Source organism: Calothrix sp. CCY 0018 (assembly GCF_963920925.1).
In the GTDB taxonomy this organism is placed as follows: domain Bacteria; phylum Cyanobacteriota; class Cyanobacteriia; order Cyanobacteriales; family Nostocaceae; genus Rivularia.
In genome coordinates this window covers 191,568-211,842 of the sequence record NZ_CAWUDI010000005.1, presented here as the reverse complement: position 1 = coordinate 211,842, position 20,275 = coordinate 191,568, and the positions used below count along the sequence as shown (strand labels likewise).

At 38.1% G+C, this 20,275-nt stretch carries 15 protein-coding genes; 9 read left to right on the top strand and 6 right to left on the bottom strand.

The features are described from left to right. Positions 1 to 95: 95 nt before the first annotated feature. Positions 96 to 830 carry an amino acid ABC transporter ATP-binding protein gene (locus ACM03V_RS05760; protein WP_414619802.1) on the top strand — a complete coding sequence of 245 codons (735 nt, stop codon included), beginning with the start codon at positions 96 to 98 and terminating at the stop codon, positions 828 to 830. Positions 831 to 1,093: 263 nt separating this feature from the next. Here the strand turns inward: ACM03V_RS05760 and ACM03V_RS05755 are convergent, their stop codons facing one another. Next, a complete protein-coding gene (locus ACM03V_RS05755; RefSeq protein WP_414619801.1) occupies positions 1,094 to 1,954 on the bottom strand; it encodes a DUF6671 family protein in 861 nt (286 codons plus the stop codon). Positions 1,955 to 2,388: 434 nt separating this feature from the next. Further along, positions 2,389 to 2,958 carry a protoporphyrinogen oxidase HemJ gene (gene hemJ, locus ACM03V_RS05750; RefSeq protein WP_414619800.1) on the bottom strand — a complete coding sequence of 190 codons (570 nt, stop codon included), beginning with the start codon at positions 2,956 to 2,958 and terminating at the stop codon, positions 2,389 to 2,391. 202 nt (positions 2,959 to 3,160) lie between these two features. Between hemJ and ACM03V_RS05745 the strand changes: the two genes are divergently transcribed. Beyond that, positions 3,161 to 4,498: a Rieske 2Fe-2S domain-containing protein gene (locus ACM03V_RS05745; RefSeq protein ID WP_414619799.1), complete on the top strand. Its 1,338-nt coding sequence runs from the start codon at positions 3,161 to 3,163 to the stop codon at positions 4,496 to 4,498. Positions 4,499 to 5,128: 630 nt separating this feature from the next. Beyond that, positions 5,129 to 5,797 (top strand): response regulator transcription factor, encoded by a 669-nt coding sequence (locus ACM03V_RS05740; protein WP_414619798.1) that lies wholly within the window; start codon positions 5,129 to 5,131, stop codon positions 5,795 to 5,797. Between the two features lie 89 nt (positions 5,798 to 5,886). Here ACM03V_RS05740 and ACM03V_RS05735 read toward each other — a convergent pair whose 3' ends face one another. Together ACM03V_RS05735 and ACM03V_RS05730 are read right to left on the bottom strand one after the other, a co-directional pair. Beyond that, positions 5,887 to 7,311, bottom strand: a complete 1,425-nt coding sequence (locus tag ACM03V_RS05735) for an IctB family putative bicarbonate transporter (RefSeq protein ID WP_414619797.1) — start codon at positions 7,309 to 7,311, stop codon at positions 5,887 to 5,889. Between the two features lie 286 nt (positions 7,312 to 7,597). Continuing rightward, a complete protein-coding gene (locus ACM03V_RS05730) occupies positions 7,598 to 9,145 on the bottom strand; it encodes a histidine kinase dimerization/phospho-acceptor domain-containing protein (protein WP_414619796.1) in 1,548 nt (515 codons plus the stop codon). Positions 9,146 to 9,991: 846 nt separating this feature from the next. Here ACM03V_RS05730 and ACM03V_RS05725 point away from each other — a divergent pair. The 5 genes from ACM03V_RS05725 (at position 9,992) to ACM03V_RS05705 (ending at position 16,905) form a co-directional block, all read left to right on the top strand. Beyond that, complete coding sequence (locus ACM03V_RS05725) at positions 9,992 to 11,158, top strand: DegT/DnrJ/EryC1/StrS family aminotransferase (protein WP_414619795.1); 1,167 nt, start codon at positions 9,992 to 9,994, stop codon at positions 11,156 to 11,158. A 197-nt stretch (positions 11,159 to 11,355) separates the two neighbouring features. Continuing rightward, complete coding sequence (gene crtB / locus ACM03V_RS05720) at positions 11,356 to 12,252, top strand: cyanoexosortase B (RefSeq protein ID WP_414619794.1); 897 nt, start codon at positions 11,356 to 11,358, stop codon at positions 12,250 to 12,252. A gap of 110 nt (positions 12,253 to 12,362) precedes the next feature. After that, complete coding sequence (locus ACM03V_RS05715) at positions 12,363 to 13,073, top strand: cyanoexosortase B system-associated protein (protein ID WP_414619793.1); 711 nt, start codon at positions 12,363 to 12,365, stop codon at positions 13,071 to 13,073. A gap of 220 nt (positions 13,074 to 13,293) precedes the next feature. Then, positions 13,294 to 14,664, top strand: coding sequence for a polysaccharide biosynthesis/export family protein (locus ACM03V_RS05710; protein WP_414619792.1), 1,371 nt, complete (start codon positions 13,294 to 13,296; stop codon positions 14,662 to 14,664). Positions 14,665 to 14,742: 78 nt separating this feature from the next. After that, positions 14,743 to 16,905: a GumC family protein gene (locus ACM03V_RS05705; protein ID WP_414619791.1), complete on the top strand. Its 2,163-nt coding sequence runs from the start codon at positions 14,743 to 14,745 to the stop codon at positions 16,903 to 16,905. Positions 16,906 to 16,979: 74 nt separating this feature from the next. On the opposite strand, the gene ACM03V_RS05700 is transcribed toward ACM03V_RS05705, so the two are convergent. Continuing rightward, entirely contained in the window at positions 16,980 to 17,675 is a 696-nt protein-coding gene (locus ACM03V_RS05700; RefSeq protein WP_414619790.1) for a rhomboid family intramembrane serine protease, read from the bottom strand. Positions 17,676 to 17,969: 294 nt separating this feature from the next. Then, positions 17,970 to 18,683, bottom strand: a complete 714-nt coding sequence (locus ACM03V_RS05695) for a rhomboid family intramembrane serine protease (protein ID WP_414619789.1) — start codon at positions 18,681 to 18,683, stop codon at positions 17,970 to 17,972. Between the two features lie 331 nt (positions 18,684 to 19,014). Here ACM03V_RS05695 and ACM03V_RS05690 point away from each other — a divergent pair, with 331 nt between their 5' ends. Then, complete coding sequence (locus ACM03V_RS05690; RefSeq protein ID WP_414619788.1) at positions 19,015 to 20,211, top strand: RNA-guided endonuclease InsQ/TnpB family protein; 1,197 nt, start codon at positions 19,015 to 19,017, stop codon at positions 20,209 to 20,211. The last annotated feature ends 64 nt before the right edge of the window (positions 20,212 to 20,275 follow it).

The following is a 20,275-nucleotide window of genomic DNA, read 5'->3' as shown; positions in this document are numbered from 1 at the left end:
TCACCCTGTCTTTACAGACATCCCTCTCTTTGATAAGGAGAGGGAACGAGGGTGAGGTATAACCAACAATTATCAACTAACAACTAATAACTAATATGAATAAATCAATTATCCGTACAGAATCGTTGTGTAAATCATTTGGAAGTCTTGATGTACTTAAAGATATTTCTACAGAGATTTATAAAGGTGAAGTGGTTGCTATTTTAGGCCCTTCTGGCTCTGGTAAGTCTACTTTTCTAAGATGCATCAATTTATTAGAAATTCCTACTTTAGGAAAAATTTATTTTCATGATGATGAAATTACTCAACAAAAAACCAATATCGCTAAAATCCGTCAGCGTTTGGTAATGGTGTTTCAACACTTTAATTTATTTCCCCATATGACGGTGCTGCAAAATGTTACTTATGCACCTATTAAGGTAAAAAGTTTGGATAAGAAACAAGCGCAGTTCAAAGCTTTAGAATTACTTGAAAAAGTCGGTTTAGCAGAAAAAGCTGATGTTTATCCTGCTAAACTTTCGGGGGGACAAAAGCAGCGTGTGGCTATAGCTCGTGCTTTAGCTATGGAACCGGAAATGATTTTGTTTGATGAACCAACTTCGGCTTTAGATCCAGAAATGGTTAAAGATGTACTGGAGGTGATGAGGAGTTTAGCAAATACCGGAATCACAATGGCGATAGTTACTCATGAAATGGGTTTTGCCAGAGAAGTCGCGAGTAGAATCATTTTCCTTGATAACGGATATTTAGCAGAAGATGCTTCACCACAGGATTTCTTCAATCATCCAAAGTGCGATCGCGCTCAACAATTTCTAGAAAAAATGCTCTAAATTAATTTTTATCCCCTCAGAGTTAATTCACACACAATATTTATACTTTGGTAATATATACTTCATACTTTATAAGTATAATTTGTTATAGACAGCATACAACAACATTTCTCACACCACACACTATAAGCTCTCTTTCCTGCAAACGGTTAGAGAGTTTTTTATTATGTATAGCCATATAAGTTACCATAATTATTGCGTATCTATGATTTACTTTTTGCATTTTCTTCCTCTACTCCCTACTCCCTACTCCCTATTCCCTCTTAAGGATTGCAATACATACATTGAGCGGGGTTAGCAAATTGTTTACCGTCGGGAAATAATTGTTCTTTCCTGAAACCACATTTTTGACATTTATAAATTACACACTTTGTTAAGGTAGTTGGAGCGCTACACCATTCACAGGGTAATCCTGGAATTCGTTGATTAATATCAAAACCGGGTGTTGAACATTTTGGACAAAGACAGTTAATTTTTTCTATCAGGTTATAAGTAGCTTTTTCTATATTTTTCATTCGTGTTGGATTGTACATGGCTCGCATATCAGTTTCGAGATGTACCGTACCATTTACCGATTTTTTCAAGCTATTATTTATCGCTTGAATCAATGCTGCTTCTGTATTAATTCCTTTGATTATCTCGTCGCTATTTTTGGGATGATCGTTCAACATCACAATTAAACCATGTTCGGGAAAGCCGACTTTTTCGGCAAAATCGATAGCTTGTTGTATATCGCTAACTTTTAAATGATTGTGATTGGTATCGAAGGATAATTCTTCCCCGATTATTTCTAAATCATTTTCTCTATCTATAAAAATCACAACTTCTCGATTGCAGGAAGCATAAAGTAAAGAAGGGTGAGGAGCAAAACTTCCTTCGCTGGCTATTGCTAAACTTTCACCAGTTAATAAAAGTACTTGTTGTGCTTTCAATCTTGCAGCTTCTATTTGACTGCCGGAGCGCTCTATATCTCTTGTAAAAGAGCCAAATTGATCGGTATTAAATTGCGGTACGGTTACTTTAATACCTAATTCTTTCTCAAAAAGGGGAGCGATAACTCTCTCTTTTTTATGCATGGTAGCGAGTACAGCAACCCGGTTTTTAAATAATATTTGACTATCCATAAACACAGTTTTTTTAGTAAATGACAAATCAATATGGTGCGTTTATAGATAGCGACGCACCTTAGTTTAATTACGCATTTAGTTCCGGTATTTTTCAACTTCCAAAAGCACCACTCAAATGTAATTTTTCACAGCTAAAGGAAAGTATTTCAAATCTCCGTCAAGCCACATCAAAACTCAAACAAGCCGTAGTTGAAGCCTGCGCTCATACGGTATTAGTAGATAATAAAATTACTCACCAAGAAAAGGATTTATTGAGGGCGATCGCCATGACATTAGATTGTCCCATACCGCCATTTTTAAACTTGAAACGAAAAATTTAGAGACGTAGCAATGCTACGTCTCCCAATGCGTGTTCGGTTTTTGCCTCATTTATTACTTCATTACCATGCAGAGCATGGTAACGAGAAATGAAATCATCAATCCAAAATTGCTTATCCTTGAGAAACTTGTGCTTCCAATTTCTCTTTATCTTGACGACGTTTTTTAGCGTAAAGCTGAATGGTTGCAGCCATCGCAATAACTAACCCGAAAATTCCCCAAGCTGTAATATCGGTGGGAAGATTATTTTTAAACACTGCTAACAACACAATTACTACCAACATTACAGTAGGTGCTTCATTCAAAGCGCGTAATTGCTGACTACCCCATTTACATTCACCTGCTGCTAACTGCTTCATTAACCGCTTGCAGTAATGATGATAGCCAATTAACAAAACAACAAAAGCCAGCTTGACGTGTAACCAAGGTTGTTTTAAAACTTCCGGCTCCGTTGATAGCAAACCGATCGCCATCGCGATGGTTACTAACATTCCTGGTGTGGTAATAATGCTGTAGAGACGTTTCTCCATAATTTGATATTGATTTTTCAATATCGTGCGTGCGGGTTCGGCTTCTTGCTCAGCTTCTACGTGATAGATAAATAAACGTACCAAGTAAAACAACCCAGCAAACCAAACTACAATACCGACAAGATGAAATGCTTTAAACCAGGAATAAGCCATAAATCGTAGCCTTTATAAACTTCATTTTAAAGGGGCGATATAAATATTAGGTTACGATAAAAAGCCTTCAGACAACTGCTCACAAATGCTTTAATGGTAAATAAATACGAACTTTAACGTTGTCTGGATTAACTTTGGGATAATGTGTTTTTTTGTGTAGATATCTAACTGTACCGCTTGCACACTGCTGGCTTTTTCTAAAATGCAATCTGAATTTAACTTTTTTCAGCATTGGTATCCGGTTTCTCCCGTTGAAGATATCGATCCCAATAAACCAACTCCAGTAACTGTTTTAGGGCTTCGTTTAGTGATATGGAAGCCGAAATCATCCGATTACCGAGTATTTTTAGATAAATGTCCTCATCGTCTCGCACCTTTGAGCGAGGGAAGGGTTGACGAGAAAACGGGTAATTTGATGTGCAGCTATCACGGTTGGCAATTTGATGCTCAAGGAACTTGTACCCGCATTCCCCAGGCTGAGAATCCACAACTTGTTACCAAAAATGCAAAAAATCTTTGTGCTGTTACGTTACCTGTAAGGCAAGAAAATGATTTATTGTGGGTTTGGCTCGATGCAAATTCACCACAGCTAGCAACCGATACTCCATTACCTCTTTCACCTCAAATTGATGCAAGTAAAGGTTTTGTTTGGTCTTCTTACGTCCGCGATTTAGAATATGATTGGCAAACTTTGGTAGAAAATGTCGCCGACCCAAGTCACGTTCCTTTTACACATCATGGAGTGCAGGGCAATCGGGAACAAGCTTCACCCATAGCTCTAGAAATTATTAGATCGACAGCTAATTTAATTGAAGCCAATTCAGAAGGAAAATTTAACACTACCATTACTTTTGAACCACCTTGCCGTTTGGAATATACCATCCGTATAGGTAACGAAGGCAAGCAAATTGGACTTATCACCTATTGCATACCAACTTACCCAGGTAAATCAAGAATTGTCGCTCAGTTTACCCGCAACTTTGCCACAAATCTTAATCGTATAATTCCGCGTTGGTGGAGTCATATCAAAATCCGCAATCAAGTCCTCGACGGTGATATGATTCTTTTGCATCAGCAAGAGCATTTTCTCCAAGAAAGACAATCGCAGGAAACTTGGAAAACAGCTTATAAACTACCTACCAGTGCAGATCGTTTAATAATTGAATTTCGTAATTGGTTTGATAAATATTCTCAAGGAAAATTACCTTGGGATCAAGTCGGAATTGAAGTTCCACAAAGTTCTATATTGACGATAAATGATAACCGTCAAGAATTACTTGATCGTTACACCCAACATACTCAAAATTGCAGTAGCTGTAGAAAAGCTTTGAAAATTTCACAGGGCTTACAAGTATTTTTCGTTGCATATTTTGCCATTATTATTTCAATTGTTGCCACTCTTCCTGATGCATTTAGAATTAAACTCGCTTTACCTTTAATGCTGACAGGATTATTAAGTTTAGCAGCTTTCGCTTGGCTCAAATTTTGGTTAATCCCTCAATTTTATTTCCAGGATTACCTGCATCCTGAGAAAGATTAGATTCTAATAATTCCTTGAACTAACAAATTAACTTATCTGTTATTTTATCCGTTTTATTGCTTGCAAATCAGTTATACAACAACAAAACTTGGTTCTTTAGTAGGCTTAAAAATTTTATATATAAATTATAAAAACAGCTACATAAAATGAGACTCATGCTGAGTTTTTAGATGCTTGTTGAAACTAGTATAGCTTATGTGCGGTATTAAACTGAGCATAAATACTCAAAAAAAACATCTTCTAGTCAACATAAATTTTTGCACTTTTATTATCAGAGCAATTATGCTTATATAAAAAAATAGTCATAAAACATATGCTAAAATCCTGACATATTTAACTAAAGATTAGAATTACAGACGTATACTGTAAAAAATGAATATATTTCTTGCTCTGTTTATCTTTTAGCGTATTTTTTATTCGATAATATTATAAAATATTAATATTTATTAACAAAAAAATCATACTGACGATTAAATATTTTTTTAATAAATTCAGTCTTGCGGGAAGTGACCTTCAGCTAATGCTGTCATAGTATGAAACATGAGAGTACGGTTGGGGGAGGTAATTTATATCGATAGTACTCATTTAAGTCAAGAACTGAAGTTAAGAAGTTTTAGGGGTGTAAGGCCTATGCCCTTCAAAATCCTAGTAGTGGATGATGATTTAGGTACTCGTCTGTCGATCGGCGACTATTTAGAACTATCTGGGTACGAAGTAGTCACAGCTAATGATGGTCAAGAAGGTTTGGTTATGGTGAACAAGCACCATCCCGATCTAATTGTTACCGATATAATTATGCCGCAAATGAATGGGTACGAATTAGTGCGTCAGGTGCGTCAAAAAGCTAATTTTCGCTTGTTACCCGTCATTTTGTTAACGGCAAGAACCCAAACACAAGAAAGAATTTTAGGTTATCAATCTGGGTGCGATTTGTATTTACCCAAGCCTTTTGAACTTGAAGAATTAGCCGCTGCTATCAATAATCTTTTAGAACGAAGTCAGATTATTCAAACTGAATATAAATTATCGTTACAAAAAAATCTCAACAAAGCGGATTCTCGGAATGAAACAGATTTTTTCAATCATAAAGAAACTCAATTATATGAATCTCTTACTACCAGAGAACAAGAAGTTTTAGAAATTTTGACTCATGGACTTTCTAATGCTGAAATTGGCGATCGCCTTTATTTAAGTCCACGAACTGTAGAAAAATACGTCAGTAGCTTGCTAAGAAAAACTAATACCAGTAACCGAGCAGAATTAGTACGTTTTGCAATGGAACATAATTTAGTGGAGTAGCTTGCTTGATGTAGAGACGTAAAATTTTACGTCTCTAATTTTGCATATCTAATTTTACGTATCTAGACTTTTTCTAATTATTAAACGGCTTACCAGTTTACAGTTGGTTGAGAAGAATTTATTGGATTTGTTTGAGTTTTGGGTAATGGTTTCCAGTAGCTAGCAACTAAACCAACCATCAACCACCATAAAGTATTTACCTGGGGACGATACCATACAGTATCTACTACACCATGACCGAGCATACCGACTAAAGCCACAATTCCGGCAATTAACCACAACCCTTGTGTATTTCGTTGCTGTCTCAAACGTCGTAACTGCAATAAACCAGAATTAAACGTGACAACTAACAGCCAAATAAAACAAACAAAACCAATTAAACCTGTTTCAACTGCGATTTCTAGAAAAATCGAATAAGCACTCAAAGCTGTAAAATTAGGACGTTGATAAAGAGGGTAAATCTTATTAAATGCGCTATTACCCGGGCCAATACCAATTACCGGACGATCTTTAATCATTTCGATCGCAGCCATCCAAACATTAATTCGGAAGTTATTACTGCTATCACCTCTACCAGCAAAAATACTTAAAACTCTTTCGCGCACGGGTGGAACAAATAATACTGCTAAAACAGATACTATTCCTAAACTTACTAAAAGAATTGGCAGCGACCAAGTACGCCAAAAAGGAGGCATATCGATACTCCACCAGTACAATAATAATACTAAAAGAACTAAAAATGATGCTACTAAACCAATCCAACCACCACGGCTAAAGGTAAGTATTAAACAAGCGCTATTAACAATAAACATGGTAATTGCTAAAGCTTTGGTAAATCCACTACGCCATACAAAAATAGCGATAAAACTTAAAATTACGGCAGGAAGAATATAGCCTGCAAGTAAATTTGGATTACCTAAATAACTGTATATTCTTGTGGTTTTAGATAAAGAAGATTCTGGATCTACCCAAGTCGCTAATGCTTTTGCACCAAAAAACCATTGTCGCAATCCGTTGACGCTAACAATTAAAGATATATGTAGGTAAACGGCAATCAGCCAAGAACGAATCCGAGAAGATTTGAGTAACCTCGCACAAAGAGCAAACAGCAATAAATATAAAGTTAATTTTGTCCAACCAGTAAATGCTGCTTTTTTAACTGGCGATAGTGCCGTTGCTACAGTCGCGATTCCCCAGTAAAGGAAAATCATTAAATGTATTGGTGTAATCCCTGTAGCATTGGAATTAGCTGGTTCGTCTGAAATAGTCAGCAGCAACCAAAATCCGACACAGGCTGCAAGTAGTAAACCAATTAATCCATTGGAAACGAAAGGAGCCAGAATATATACAATACTTAATAATGCAACCGCAATTGCATCTCCCCAACGAAGTAAAATGCTAGTCTGCCGCCAAGAGCTTAAAAACCCAACTAGAAGGCGGTGTAGGTAGCTAGAAGTAATATACTGCTTTAGGGGGACGGAAGATAAAGTCAACTGTTGCCAAAAGAAATCCATACAATTCGGGCCTTAGTCAATTAGCATCGAGCGAAAATCATGGACTAATAATAATGTGCTTAGTCCGAAAAAAGTAATAATCTAGACTGCATTTAGGAAATTATTAATTAAATTGTTAATCAAATTTCCAACTTTGCTCTGGTGGTAATAGTTTTGTCTTTAACTATTACCACTTACCCATCAATCATTACAAATCACCTCTAATCCGAAAATTTTCTATCGATGCTAATTAAAGATTGTTGGGAAAGCAACAAATAAACCTTCGGGGAGGAAGCAAAATGTAACCTTATGCATCTCCAACTGCTTTAGTATTACCTTGGTCTAAAGGTAAAGAAAGTACATAGCGATATCCTGATTCTTGGGAACCTTGGATTGTAATGTCTCCTCCATGTAACTCTGCTAACTGACAGCTGAGCAATAAACCCAAGGTTTCGCGGGATACACCATCAGATTGCGATTTATTTTCATTGTCGGATGAATCAACAGCAATTCCACCAGAAGAAATATTCTCACTTATGGGAATATTGTTCTTTGAAGCCATACCATTGAGTGTTTGTCTGCTGTCGGGATGAGTGGTGAAGGCTGAAGTTATATCAGATGCGAGTTGCATCGAAGATATTTGAGAAAGGCGGAAATAGGGATCTACTTCGGTTATTCCTTCTCCTAACCAAGGATGGGAAACCCAAATGGTAAGTAAGAGTGCATCTTCTTTATAAGAAACATGAATCCTGACAACGCTACCTGTTGCAGAAAGTTGAATCACGCTGAAAATCAGGTGATACAAAATTTGCCGCACTTTATCTTTGTCTAGTGGCAGAATACGATTTCGTCCGGGTTCTATAGATAGACGAATGTCTTGCTCGCGACGGGCTGCTGTTTCTTCTAAAGTATTGATAGCTTGCTGGCAAAGCATTTCAATATCCACGGGAGCCAAATTTAGTTCGGTATTAGTATCATCCATTGCTCCCAACTCAGAAATCTCGTTGACTAAGGAAAGTAAATATCTACCGCTATGCTGAATAATTTCTAGATATTCTCTTTGCTTAGTTGTTAGAGGGCCGTATATTTCGCGTCCCAAAACGCTAGCCATACCTAGAACTGATGTTAAGGGAGTACGTAACTCCTGAGTCAACTGCCCTAAAAGCTGCAATTTCAACTGACTGGTGAAAACCGAATTTTGAAAAGCTGGCGCACTGATTTTGATTTCCGAGGTACTAGATTCTTCAAAGTTATTTGTTTTCTTAGAAGAAATACTTTTTGCTGTTCCTTCTTGCAGCAATCGGTTGCGCTCAAATTCACTCATGCTCCAGCGAGCAATGATTTGTAAAAACTCGATATCCTTAGTGGAGAAATTGCGCGGTATTAAATCCATTACCGCTAATGCGCCCAGACAATACCCTTGGGCATCAATAAGTGGCACTCCTACATAGGCACGAATTCCATAATCCTTAACTAGCTTACCGGAAACTAGTTCGGCTCGATCCAGCTTGTGAGTATCGTTAATTACTACCATTTGCATACTTTCTACTACCTGGGTACAGAAAGATTCTTGTCTTGATAGTTGACGGGTTTGTGCTAATTGATTCATTAGTCCCAAACGGGACAAACCCACCGCTGACTTAAACCAGTGGCGCTCGTTATCTACAAAGCCCAGAATCGAAATAGGTGCTTCGAGGAAGTGGGCCGCAGTTTGAGTGGCTTCTTCAAAAACCGGAATTGTTTCTGGCTGCCGCAAACCCAACCTCAATAAAGCTTGAAGTCTTTGCTGCTCTTTGTTCTCAGGTGTTGCCCAACCATCTTTATGGGCGAACATTTTGTTTTCAGGCTCTACCATTACCACTGTTACCTTAATTTTTCTTGGAAACTATATTTCATTTACTTATCTATCTATCGTCTTTACTATTCTTAAGCATTCCCCAAATTCACCTCAGACAAACAGATTGCTCGAATTTTTTTCCCTGAATGGGTAATTTATATTATTTGCAACCATCCAAAGGGCTAGTTTAACGGTTAATTAGTCGATGCTCTAAATAGTAGTTATATCTATCATGTCTTATGTTGATAGATAAAATAATCATCATCAAACAAAAGCTGAAAGATGATTTATTGGCATATCAAATTATGCCCGTGGGTCTACTGAACTTTCTATAGTTCGTATTTTTTTATCGTAAATACACTGTTGTCATTATGATTATAAAAACTATCAATGGTAATTAGATAAATTATCGAATAAAGTCAATTCTATTCATAGATATTCAAAATGTTTTGAGTATTTTCATCTAGTTTATTGTCGAAACTCAACTATTAAATAAATAAATAGTCACAAATATAATTAAGTCGCCGTATTTTGTATAGTAGATTGCATATTGCGATATCAATTTCAATATATCCAGCGGCAATAAAGTGTCAGATAATTTGCAATGTTCAAAAGTACAATTGATTAACTACTTAAAAAAATATTCAGATAATTGTGATAAAAATAAGACAAACTTAGATAAAGAATAGCAAAAAGTTAATAAATTATTGAAGGTCGCTGAAGATAAAATAGAAGAAAAGAAAATTAATATAAAATTTACAGAACCTTCATAATATTTGTTTGCTGATTTCTAAGTAGTTAGTCATAAATAGATAAGGCGCGTATAAAAAAGAATGATATTTACTGAAAGAGGCTGCGAATTATATGAGTGATGTAAATGTGAAAATTCCCTTTGTAGACTTAAGTTTGCAGCATCAACCAATTCAGAAACAAATGCGGCAAGCAATTGAAGATGTATTGGAACGAGGAGATTTTATTTTAGGTAAAGCGCTGAGTGATTTTGAAACAGAATTTGCTGTTTCTTCGGGTGCAGAATATGGCGTTGGAGTCGCTAGTGGAACCGATGCGATCGCGCTGGGTTTGCAAGCTTGTAATATAGGTGCTGACTCGGAGGTGATTCTCCCTGCAAATACTTTTGTCGCAACATTAATTGGAGTTTTGCGTGCGGGTGCCAAACCAATTTTTGTCGATTGCGACCCGAACACTGCTTTAATAGATTTAGCAGCAGCAGAAAATGCGATTACACCGAAAACTAAAGCAATTGTTCCAGTACATTTGTACGGTCAAGTAGTTTCTCCTCAAGACTTAACAGATTTTGCCGAAAGACACAATTTGATGATTTTTGAGGATGCAGCCCAAGCACACTTAGCCCACAGAGATGGATGTAGAGCAGGTTCTTTAGGAATAGCAGCAGCTTATAGTTTTTATCCTAGTAAGAATTTGGGTGCATTTGGTGATGGTGGAATATTAGTGACTTCAGATAAGGAAGTAGCGCAAAAAATGGTGCGCTTGCGGAATTATGGTGCATCTAAAAAATATTACCATGTCGAGATGGGCACAAATAGCCGTTTGGACACTTTGCAAGCAGCAGTACTGCATCAAAAGTTGCCCCATTTAGCAGGATGGAATGCCAGTCGTTTGAAAACAGCCCAGCAGTACGATCGCGAGCTAGCACCTTTAAAGTCATTGGGAATTACTCCCATGCAGAATCAAAGTGGTGACGGACACGTCTATCATCTTTATGTAATTAAAGTGGATGAATCCTGTCCTTTACAAAGAGAGGAAATTCAAGAAAAACTTGCTGCGATGGGAATTCAAACTGGAATTCACTATCCGATTCCCTGCCATCTTCAGCCTGCTTTTAAAGATTTAGGTTATGAAATAGGAGATTTCCCTCATTCTGAAAAGTTAGCAAATCAAATATTATCTTTACCCATGTATCCCGGTTTAACTAATAATCAAGTAAATGTTGTGGCAACAGCAATTGCATCAGTAGTTAGCGAACGGCAATATAAATTGCTTCATATTTAAGAAGCATTAGCCAATTTTAGATTTGCTCAAAATACTTGAGTCTAAGACAGTATAATTTTTTTGGATAAAACTTTTTGGATCGTGATTAATTATAGAGATTAATCTATAGATTGAATTCAAAATCTAAAATCGAATAGCTCCTAGCATTTTTTGATTGATTTAAAAACAAATAAATACAAGATGAATTAATTAAAATTATGTTAACTCAACATCAAGTAAGACGTTCGATTCCACCACAAGTATTTAATTATGCAATATTAGGTATATTAGTTCTACTGTATGCTCCCTTAATACTGTTTTGGTACGATGGCTGGATAAACAAAAATATAAGTATCGAACACGAATATTTTAGCCACGGTATCATTGGTTTTCCATTTGCGGCTTATCTAGCTTGGATGAATCGCAAACAATGGGTGAGATTACCGGATAATAGTAATGTCTCGGGTGCCATATTATTAGCAATAGGAGGAGTTTTTTATCTTAGCGGTGTCGGTGAATGGGTAAACCTTTCTTTTCCGGTAATATTAACTGGATTATGTTTATGGTTAAAGGGAATTAAAGGTTTAAAATTACAAGGTTTTCCTTTACTATTAATTCTCCTGGCAACTCCTAATTCTTTACCCTACTTGATTGCACCTTTTACTTTGCCTTTGCAAAGCTTTATTGCGGGAACTGCTGGCTTTATTGTCAAGCAGTTTGGTTTAGATGTGGTTGTAGATGGAATTAATATATACGTAAATCAGCGCATTGTAGAAGTAGCACCTTACTGTGCAGGTTTAAAAATGCTGTTTACTACCATCTATATTGGTTTAATTCTGCTTTATTGGACGGATACATTATCTTCTAGGCGTAAAAGCATTTGGTTTTTATCAATAGCAGTAATTCTCAGCGTTACCGCTAATATAATTCGCAATACTTTACTTACCTTTTTTCATGCTACCGGACAGGATGGTGCTTTTCATTGGTTGCATGATAGTTGGGGTGGCGATCTGTATTCGGCTTGTATGTTACTACTATTAATACCAGTGATTAATTGGATTGATAGCTATTTTTCAGAAGATTCGGTTGAGAACTCAGGGAATGAAATTCAGTAAATTGTCTGTTGCCAACACTGCACAATCGGTAAAGCACTGTTGAAATTACTGAACTCATAGTGCCAGTATAAAAAGTACAATTTTGTCTTTTGTAGTTAATAGTTCATTCAATGATTTCCCTTTCCCGATTTTTTAAGGAACGTCAGTTTTTGCAGATAGCAGCGCTTTTATTATTGGCGCTGCTACTGGCGATAGGGGCACTACCAGGGTACTTCCAAGGAAAATGGCAATGGAAAGAACCACCACCTATTATCAAGCTTGGAGAGATAAAGCAGCTGCGTAAAACAGGTTTAACGTTACCTGGTTGGAAAATAACTCAACAGCAGGAGCAGAATCTGGGTTCTGGTAAATGGTCTTTGCAACTGATGGAAAATGAGGATTCTAAGCAAACAGCGATATTGTTGTTGTTACCTCAAAACGGTCCTAAAAGCCAACCCCAGGTTGAATGGACGGAGATTAATAGTTGGGGAAGAATGCAGTGGGGAGAGTGGCAGGTTGCTCAATATAGAGAAGCCCAGTTTATGGTTGAAGAGCCACAACTTAAAGACAAAACTCAGGTAAGAGCGAGATTTTTCCGTGGATCTAGCAAAAATCAAACTTTCGCTGTTTTGCAATGGTACGCAATGCCAAACGCGGGACATTTTTCGCCTTTAAATTGGTTCTGGGCCGACCAGTTAGCACAGTGGCATAAGCAGCGCGTTCCGTGGGTTGCCGTTAGTTTATTTATTCCAATAGAGCCTTTGGGGGAAGTAGAAACAACCTGGGAACAAATAAAGTCTATTGGTCAAACGGTGCAAACTAGATTGTTTAACTTTAGTTAAAATTAATTAATGTTAGTTAATTTTAGTTAATCTCAGTTAATTTGAATTATTGATAGAGACTTAGATATTTTTTTTGCCTTAACAGTGTTTTCTTCGTAAGGAGACAGTCAGAGTATAAAAAAATACATCATAAAAGTAAAAAAATATTTTAACTGTTAACTGTTTTCTAGAAATAGGCGTTTTACCGTTTTTATTCCTTAAATAAGTTTATGAAGCACAGATGTTTAGAACTCGATTACGTCATATGCGTGGATTCAACGCCTTTTGTGTTGCTAGTCTTCAAATAAGTGTTTTTTTGGCAACAGCTTCCCAACCTATTTTTGCTCAGATACCTCAAGAACAAATACCTTTACAAAAAGATCCTGTAGGACCGCTTCCTGCACCTCCACCTGACGCGGACTTTTTAGCTCCGCTTCCCTCGAACGACGATGGAGAGATATCACCTCAATTTACTAGATATCTTTTAGGCACTGATGATGTAATCGGCATATTTGTGGATGCACCCGAAGGTCGTTATCGTTTAGGAGCAGGAGATGGAATTACTGTAATAGTGCAACGTTTCCCCGATTTGAGCTTCCAAGCATCGATAAATCGAGAGGGTAATGTTGTAGTGCCTTTAGCCGGAACTGTATCCCTCCAAGGTTTAACCTTAGAACAAGCCCAAACAAAAATTCGTGCTGCCTTAAATCGCTTTGTAGTCGAACCAAGCGTTACCGTAGCATTAGCCGCGCAACGTCCTCCTCTAAATTTTCAGACGAGGGTAGATGTAGAAGGTAATATTGCAGTACCCCGACTGGGAAAAATTTCGGTACAAGGTTTGACTCTTGAAGAAGCCCAAGAAAAAATTCGTTTGGGTTTACAGCGCGTTCAAGTAGATCCTGTTGTCACGATTTCCTTATTATCACCGCGACCAATTCAAGTAAATGTCGCCGGAGAAATATTTAGACCTGGGGTTTATCCTGTGAATCCGGCACTACCCGGTATTCTTGAGGTTCTGCGGACGGCTGGGGGTTCAACTGAAACGGCGGATTTGCGGCAAATTCAAGTACGTCGCAAACTAATAGATGGTTCGGTAGTTTCGCAAAATATTGACTTGTATACTCCGTTGTTAAATGGCGGTACTTTCCCGTCTCTACGGTTACAAGATGGCGATTCACTAATTATTCCACGCCGTGAAGTTGCTATGGATGATGGTTATGACACGAATGTCGTTGCGCGTTCATCTTTAGCACAGCCTGTAATTCGAGTACGTGTATTAAATTACGCTTCTGGAGGAATCGTTACTCAAACTTTACCTAATGGCAGTAATTTTATTGATGCTTTAGGAAGTGTCAGCATTCCTCGCTCCGATTTAAAAAATATTGCCTTAGTGCGCTTTGACTCGGAACAAGGTAAAGCAGTTACCCAAAAACTAAATGCGAGAAGTGCCCTTAGAGGAGATGCATCTCAAAACGTACCTTTGCAAGACAACGATGTTATTGTTGTAGGTCGAAATCTGATTGGTAAAATTACCAACGTTCTTTCAAATGTTGCTAGACCTTTTCTTGATATTCAGTCTTTTCTTCGCTTTTTTGAAGCCTTCACTTTTTAGATATCAATTTAGGTATCAATTTAAAAATACTGATATCACTTATGTTCGCCGCCAATTCTGTTTGTACGTACCTTTGCCATGACTCCACCAATTGTTAAGCGCTATTTAATTGCTTTTGATAAATACAAATGGATAGGACTAGCGAGTTTTGGTTTAGTTGTAGCAGGTTCAACTTTATTAGCCGTACAACCAGAACCACCACGCCAATACACTGCCAATGGAGCCTTATCCTACACCCGTCCGCCAGTTAGTTTTTCCGCTACTGGTAGTGAAATTCAGCAACAAGGTTTAGCATTATCAAAAGAAGTTTTAATACAAGATAAAGTAATTGAAGCTGTAGCACAAAAAGTCAATGAAAAACCGAAAAAGATTGGTACAAATCTTGCAGTTAGCGTACCTCAAATAGGGGAAGATGGTCAGTTAAGTGCTGGCATTATTACTATTAAATACCAAGATACAGAGCCTAAAAGAGCCGGAGAGGTAGTGTCTGCCTTGATGCAGGCAATGGTACAGTTGAGCGGGGATATTAATAGCGGGCGATTACAAGCAATTATTGACAAAATTGAGGAAAGACTGCCGAAGGTTACGACTGAACTAGAAGAAGCTGAAAAGAAATTAGAACAATACGACAAGAAAGAACGTCCGGCAATTCTAGCTGCTGAAAATGGTAGTTTGCTCAACACCATCACCGGTAGTCAAAATCAACAAAGGCAAATTAAACTAACCGTATCTGGTATTGATGCTCAGATTCGCAGTTTGCAAGATAGGTTAGGGTTGAGCGCTGAACAAGCATATACTTCTTCTGCTTTAAGTGCCGATCCAATTATTGGTAATTTACGCAACCAAATTTATCAAGTTGAATCCCAGATGGAGGTTTTGAGAAAAGACGTGCGTTCTACTTATCCAGCGATGATTACTTTACAGCGTCAAAAAGATGCTTATGAAAAACTGCTGCAAGAACGCGCAGCTGAAGTAGTCGGTGGAATCGATAATACTGCTCCTCTTCCTAACGTTTCTGGTGTTCGCGCTCAAAGTAATTTAGATCCAGCACGACAGCAGCTAGCAAATCAATTAGTCGCTTTACAAACTCAACGGGAAACTTTGCAAAGACAATTAATTGATTTGGTGCAAGAACAAGCCAAACTACAACGGGATTATGCTGACATTCCCAACAAACAATTAGAGCGATCGCGCTTAGTGCAGCAGGTAGGTTTAAAAAAAGCCGTCTACGACCAGATGCAGGCAAAATTAGCCGATGCTAGAACAGCAGAAGCGGAAACTGTAAGTACTTTGACCATTACTCAACCGCCAGTAGTAATACCGCAAGAATCATCCGCTCAAAGCGTACCCGTAACTTTGGGTATAGGTGGTTTCTTAGGGCTGTTAATTGGTGGTGGTGTAATCTTCTTATTAGGTTCTCTCGAAGGAACTTTCAAAACAAAAGAAGATATTCGCAACGCACTCAAGCAGCGAGAAGTTTTGCTACTTGCAGAATTGCCGATAATGCCAGTTGGAGATACCAACCGAGAGCTTGTTCCGGTGGTGCTTTCTGCCGAGTCTGCCTACATGGAAATTTTAGAAAAATTCCGCTCTAATGTACGTCGATCTGGCGGTAAAAAAGTCAAAGTCGTACTTGTTACTAGTACGGGTAGTTCAGAAGGTAAAACCACAAGCGCTTACAACTTAGGAATTGCCTCCGCTCGTGCCGGAAAACGAACAATAATCATCGAAACAGATTTGCGTTCGCCATCTCGTTGTGAATCGCTAAATGTAAATATCGACCCAGATTCCAACACTGAACCTCTGCGCTACTACGGCAGCAGCGAATGCATCCACCTTGTTCCAGACGTAGAAAACTTATACATAGTACCTAGCCCCGGCCCTTTACGGCAATCAGCCGCAGTTCTTGAATCGAGCGAATTACGGCGACTATTGGAAGATGCTAGAGAACGATTCGATTTAGTAATTTTAGATACAAAACCTTTAGGTTTATCAAACGATGCCTTACTAATTCATCCTTACAGCGACGGTATGGTTGTGGTAGCTCGACCAAATTACACCCAAGAAAATATCTTCGGTGAAGCCCTTGATGAATTAGTTGAAAATGAAATGGGATTATTGGGAGTAGTTATTGATGGTGCCGATGTAGCCATGAATGTTGAAGAACCTCAAGCACATTTTGAAGAAGAAGATTCAGATTATATACATCCGGAGGAGTATTCGGCAGTGAATCGGAATTAAGGAATTAGGAATTAGGAATTAAGGAATTAGGAGTTAGACCTCTTTTCTATTCCCTATTCCCTATTCCCTTATTATTAATCGTCGTTAAATAAACCAAGTAAGGGGCCTAAAGCTAATCCAAATACGAAACCGCCAATGTGCGCCCAATAAGCAACTCCACCTGTTTCCATAGTCATATTAGCGGCTCTTTGCAAATCGGCAACACCGGATATAACATTCTGGACAATGTAAATTCCTATTAATACCCATGCTGGAACTCTGAGAGTAGTTATAAAAATACCTAAGAAAATAAGAGTTCTAACTAAAGTTTGAGGAAAGCGGATCAGGTAGGCACCCAAAACTCCAGAAATCGCACCAGAAGCACCTAATGAAGGGATGGTAGAATCCATTCCAATAAACCATTGGCATAAAGCAGCTAAAGCCCCGCAACCCAAGTAGAAAATTATATATTTAAAATGACCCAAACGGTCTTCAATATTATTACCAAAAACCCAAAGAAACACCATATTAGAAATTAGATGCCACCAACCACCATGTAAAAATTGTGACGAAAACAAAGTTGCCCATTCTGGTACAGGTTGAGCGATCGCCCCACCAGCAAAGCTAGCAGTTAACTGTTGCGGTACCACTGCATACAGTTGGAAAAACTGATTTAATTGTGCATCTGACAACCTAAATTCATGAAGAAACACTAAAACATTCATGCCAATCAAACCGTAGGTAATAAAAGGAGTGATTCGCGTTGGGTTTTCGTCGTATAGAGGAAACACTGGTGTTTTTGATTTTTTTTGAGTAACAACTGCACTATAACCTGTAGGGCTTACAGTTGCGAAGTTAGTGGTGTTTCAACGATGCAAATAAATATAAGAATTTAGGGAGTAGGGAACAGGGAATAGGGAGATGGGGGGATGGGGAGACAAGGAGATATTCTAAAAGTAGCGAGTAATAAGTAACGAGTATCGAGTAGGAATGGAAGGTTGAGCAGCACAGATGACAATAAAAATATTGTTGGCAACTTGCAACTCCTAACTCCTAACTCCTAACTCCTAACTCCTAACTCCTTATCACCAAGATTCTTCTGGGGATTTATCGCTAAACAAACCTAATATGGGACCGAGGATTGCTCCAAACACAAAGCCGCCAGCGTGCGCCCAATAAGCAATTCCACCATTTTCCATGCCAATATTAGTAGGCATTCCTAAACTAGAAACACCATAAAAAGCTTGTTGAATAAACCAAAATCCTAAAAAGAAGTAAGCGGGAACTCGGAAGGTAGGAAAAAAGATGCCTAAAGGTACGACACCGAGAACTTCTGCTTTTGGAAAACGGATGATATATGCTCCCATTACACCGGCGATCGCACCACTAGCACCTAAAGAAGGAATTGCGGAGCCTTGGGAAAAATACCACTGAGCCAACGATGCCAATACACCGCAACCTAAGTAAAAAATTAAATATTTGATATAACCTAATTTTTCTTCAACGTTGTTACCAAAAATCCACAAAAATAACATATTACCCCCCAGGTGCAACAAACCACCGTGTAAAAATTGGGAAGTAATCAAAGTCAACCATTCGGGAACGGGTTGATTAACTGCAATTCCGCCAAAACTGGAGCTTAATTCTCGCGGTACTACAGCAAATAAATGAAGAAACCCATCTAGAGACTGAGGCGGCAAACTCGATTCGTATAGAAAAGCTAAGACATTGACGGCAATCAGTCCATAAGTAACATAAGGTGTAATGGAAATCGGATTATTGTCTCTAATTGGAACCACGGCAGTTTTCCCGGATTTTAAAGCGTCAGCATTACATTACCTAATTTTCCTGCTTTACCGCTTCTAACTTGCGATTGAAATATTTATAGAGATTTAGAGACAATTTTCGTAATTAGGTCAGATGTTTTACTGCTTTGATTCGATTACCGAAAATCTTTGTAGCAAAGCCCCGCCATTCTATTTATAGGGATGTACGCTTACAGTAAATTTATATGACCTGGCGGTCACGCAATACAAATAGGTACGCTACGTTAGCAGCTAACAGGATATTTAAAAATCAATATATTGATTTTTAAGTATTTATATATAATTAATTAAGGAGGTGAGAACAATGTTTAATCTGACATATGAATTTAAGCTCAAGCCTAACAAAGAACAAATAAATACTTTTGAAAGTTGGCTAGAGATTAATCGACTTGTCTATAACCATGCTTTGCGTGAGCGTAAAGACTGGTACAAGTCGCGGAGTTGTCGGATTAACGCTTGTAGCCTCCACAATTGCTACATTATCCCCGCCGATGCGTCGCGCCCAACATACGCATCTCAGTGTAAATCTTTAACTGCTGCTAAGAAAGATTATCCTGAATTAAAGTCAGTACAGTCTCAAGTATTACAGCAAACATTAAAACGATTAGAAGTTGCTTTTGTTTCAATGTGGGAACGTAATTTTGGTTTCCCAAGATTTAAGAAACATGGTCGGATGCGTTCGTTTGTCTTCCCTCAAATGAACGGGGAGAGGTTAAAACCCTCGATACTTAATCTCCCTAAAATCGGTTGGGTGAAGTTCCGCCAAAGTCGGGACATACCTACAGGTGGGAAAATAAAACAAGCACGTATACTCAAACGTGTTTCCGGTTGGTATGTAATGCTAACTGTCCAATGGGATGTAAACCCGCCGCAACCAATGCCACACGGTGAGGGAGCAGGAATAGATGTAGGTTTAACGTCAATGGTTGCTACTTCTAATGGGCACCTATACAAGCGTCCGAGGTTTTTTGTTGATGCCGAACGTAAGCTTAAATTGCTGCAACAGCGTGTTAGTAGAAAACAATTAGGTTCGAACAATTGGCTAAAGGCACAGAAGAAAGTCGCAAAACTGCATGAATACGTTGCTAACTGTCGTAAAGATTGGCATAGGAAATTATCACATAAACTATGTGATGACGCAGGGATGATATTTGTGGAAGATTTAAACTTGATAGGGTTGTCTAGAGGAATGCTAGGCAAGCATTGTTTAGATGCAGGGTTTGGTCAATTCTTCAATATTCTTGAACAAATTTGTTTTAAGCGTGGAGTTTATTTCCAAAAAGTAGATGCCCGAAAAACTTCTCAAATATGTCCTAATTGTTTATATGAAACAGGTAAAAAGACATTAGCTAACCGTATTCATGCGTGTGATAATTGCGGCTATACAACTGATAGAGATATTGCAGCCGCTCAGGTAGTGAGAATTCGAGGACTTGCAGCCGTAGGGCATACGGTCAAGATGCTTAATGAGGGTAAAACCGTCGGGTTCCCTGTGAGTTAAGAATCCCTTTGTTTTAAAACATGGGGAGTGTCAAATGAGTATTGTTATCAAGTTGATGTTTAAA

Bases quoted from the DNA above. Each gene is read 5' to 3' on its own strand.
- ACM03V_RS05690 (WP_414619788.1), top strand. From the start codon at position 19,015: ATGTTTAATCTGACATATGAATTTAAGCTCAAGCCTAACAAAGAACAA.
- ACM03V_RS05730 (WP_414619796.1), bottom strand. From the start codon at position 9,145: ATGGTAGAGCCTGAAAACAAAATGTTCGCCCATAAAGATGGTTGGGCA.
- ACM03V_RS05710 (WP_414619792.1), top strand. From the start codon at position 13,294: ATGTTTAGAACTCGATTACGTCATATGCGTGGATTCAACGCCTTTTGT.
- crtB (WP_414619794.1), top strand. From the start codon at position 11,356: ATGTTAACTCAACATCAAGTAAGACGTTCGATTCCACCACAAGTATTT.
- ACM03V_RS05705 (WP_414619791.1), top strand. From the start codon at position 14,743: ATGACTCCACCAATTGTTAAGCGCTATTTAATTGCTTTTGATAAATAC.
- ACM03V_RS05755 (WP_414619801.1), bottom strand. From the start codon at position 1,954: ATGGATAGTCAAATATTATTTAAAAACCGGGTTGCTGTACTCGCTACC.
- ACM03V_RS05760 (WP_414619802.1), top strand. From the start codon at position 96: ATGAATAAATCAATTATCCGTACAGAATCGTTGTGTAAATCATTTGGA.
- ACM03V_RS05735 (WP_414619797.1), bottom strand. From the start codon at position 7,311: ATGGATTTCTTTTGGCAACAGTTGACTTTATCTTCCGTCCCCCTAAAG.
- ACM03V_RS05725 (WP_414619795.1), top strand. From the start codon at position 9,992: ATGAGTGATGTAAATGTGAAAATTCCCTTTGTAGACTTAAGTTTGCAG.
- hemJ (WP_414619800.1), bottom strand. From the start codon at position 2,958: ATGGCTTATTCCTGGTTTAAAGCATTTCATCTTGTCGGTATTGTAGTT.
- ACM03V_RS05740 (WP_414619798.1), top strand. From the start codon at position 5,129: ATGCCCTTCAAAATCCTAGTAGTGGATGATGATTTAGGTACTCGTCTG.
- ACM03V_RS05745 (WP_414619799.1), top strand. From the start codon at position 3,161: ATGCAATCTGAATTTAACTTTTTTCAGCATTGGTATCCGGTTTCTCCC.
- ACM03V_RS05715 (WP_414619793.1), top strand. From the start codon at position 12,363: ATGATTTCCCTTTCCCGATTTTTTAAGGAACGTCAGTTTTTGCAGATA.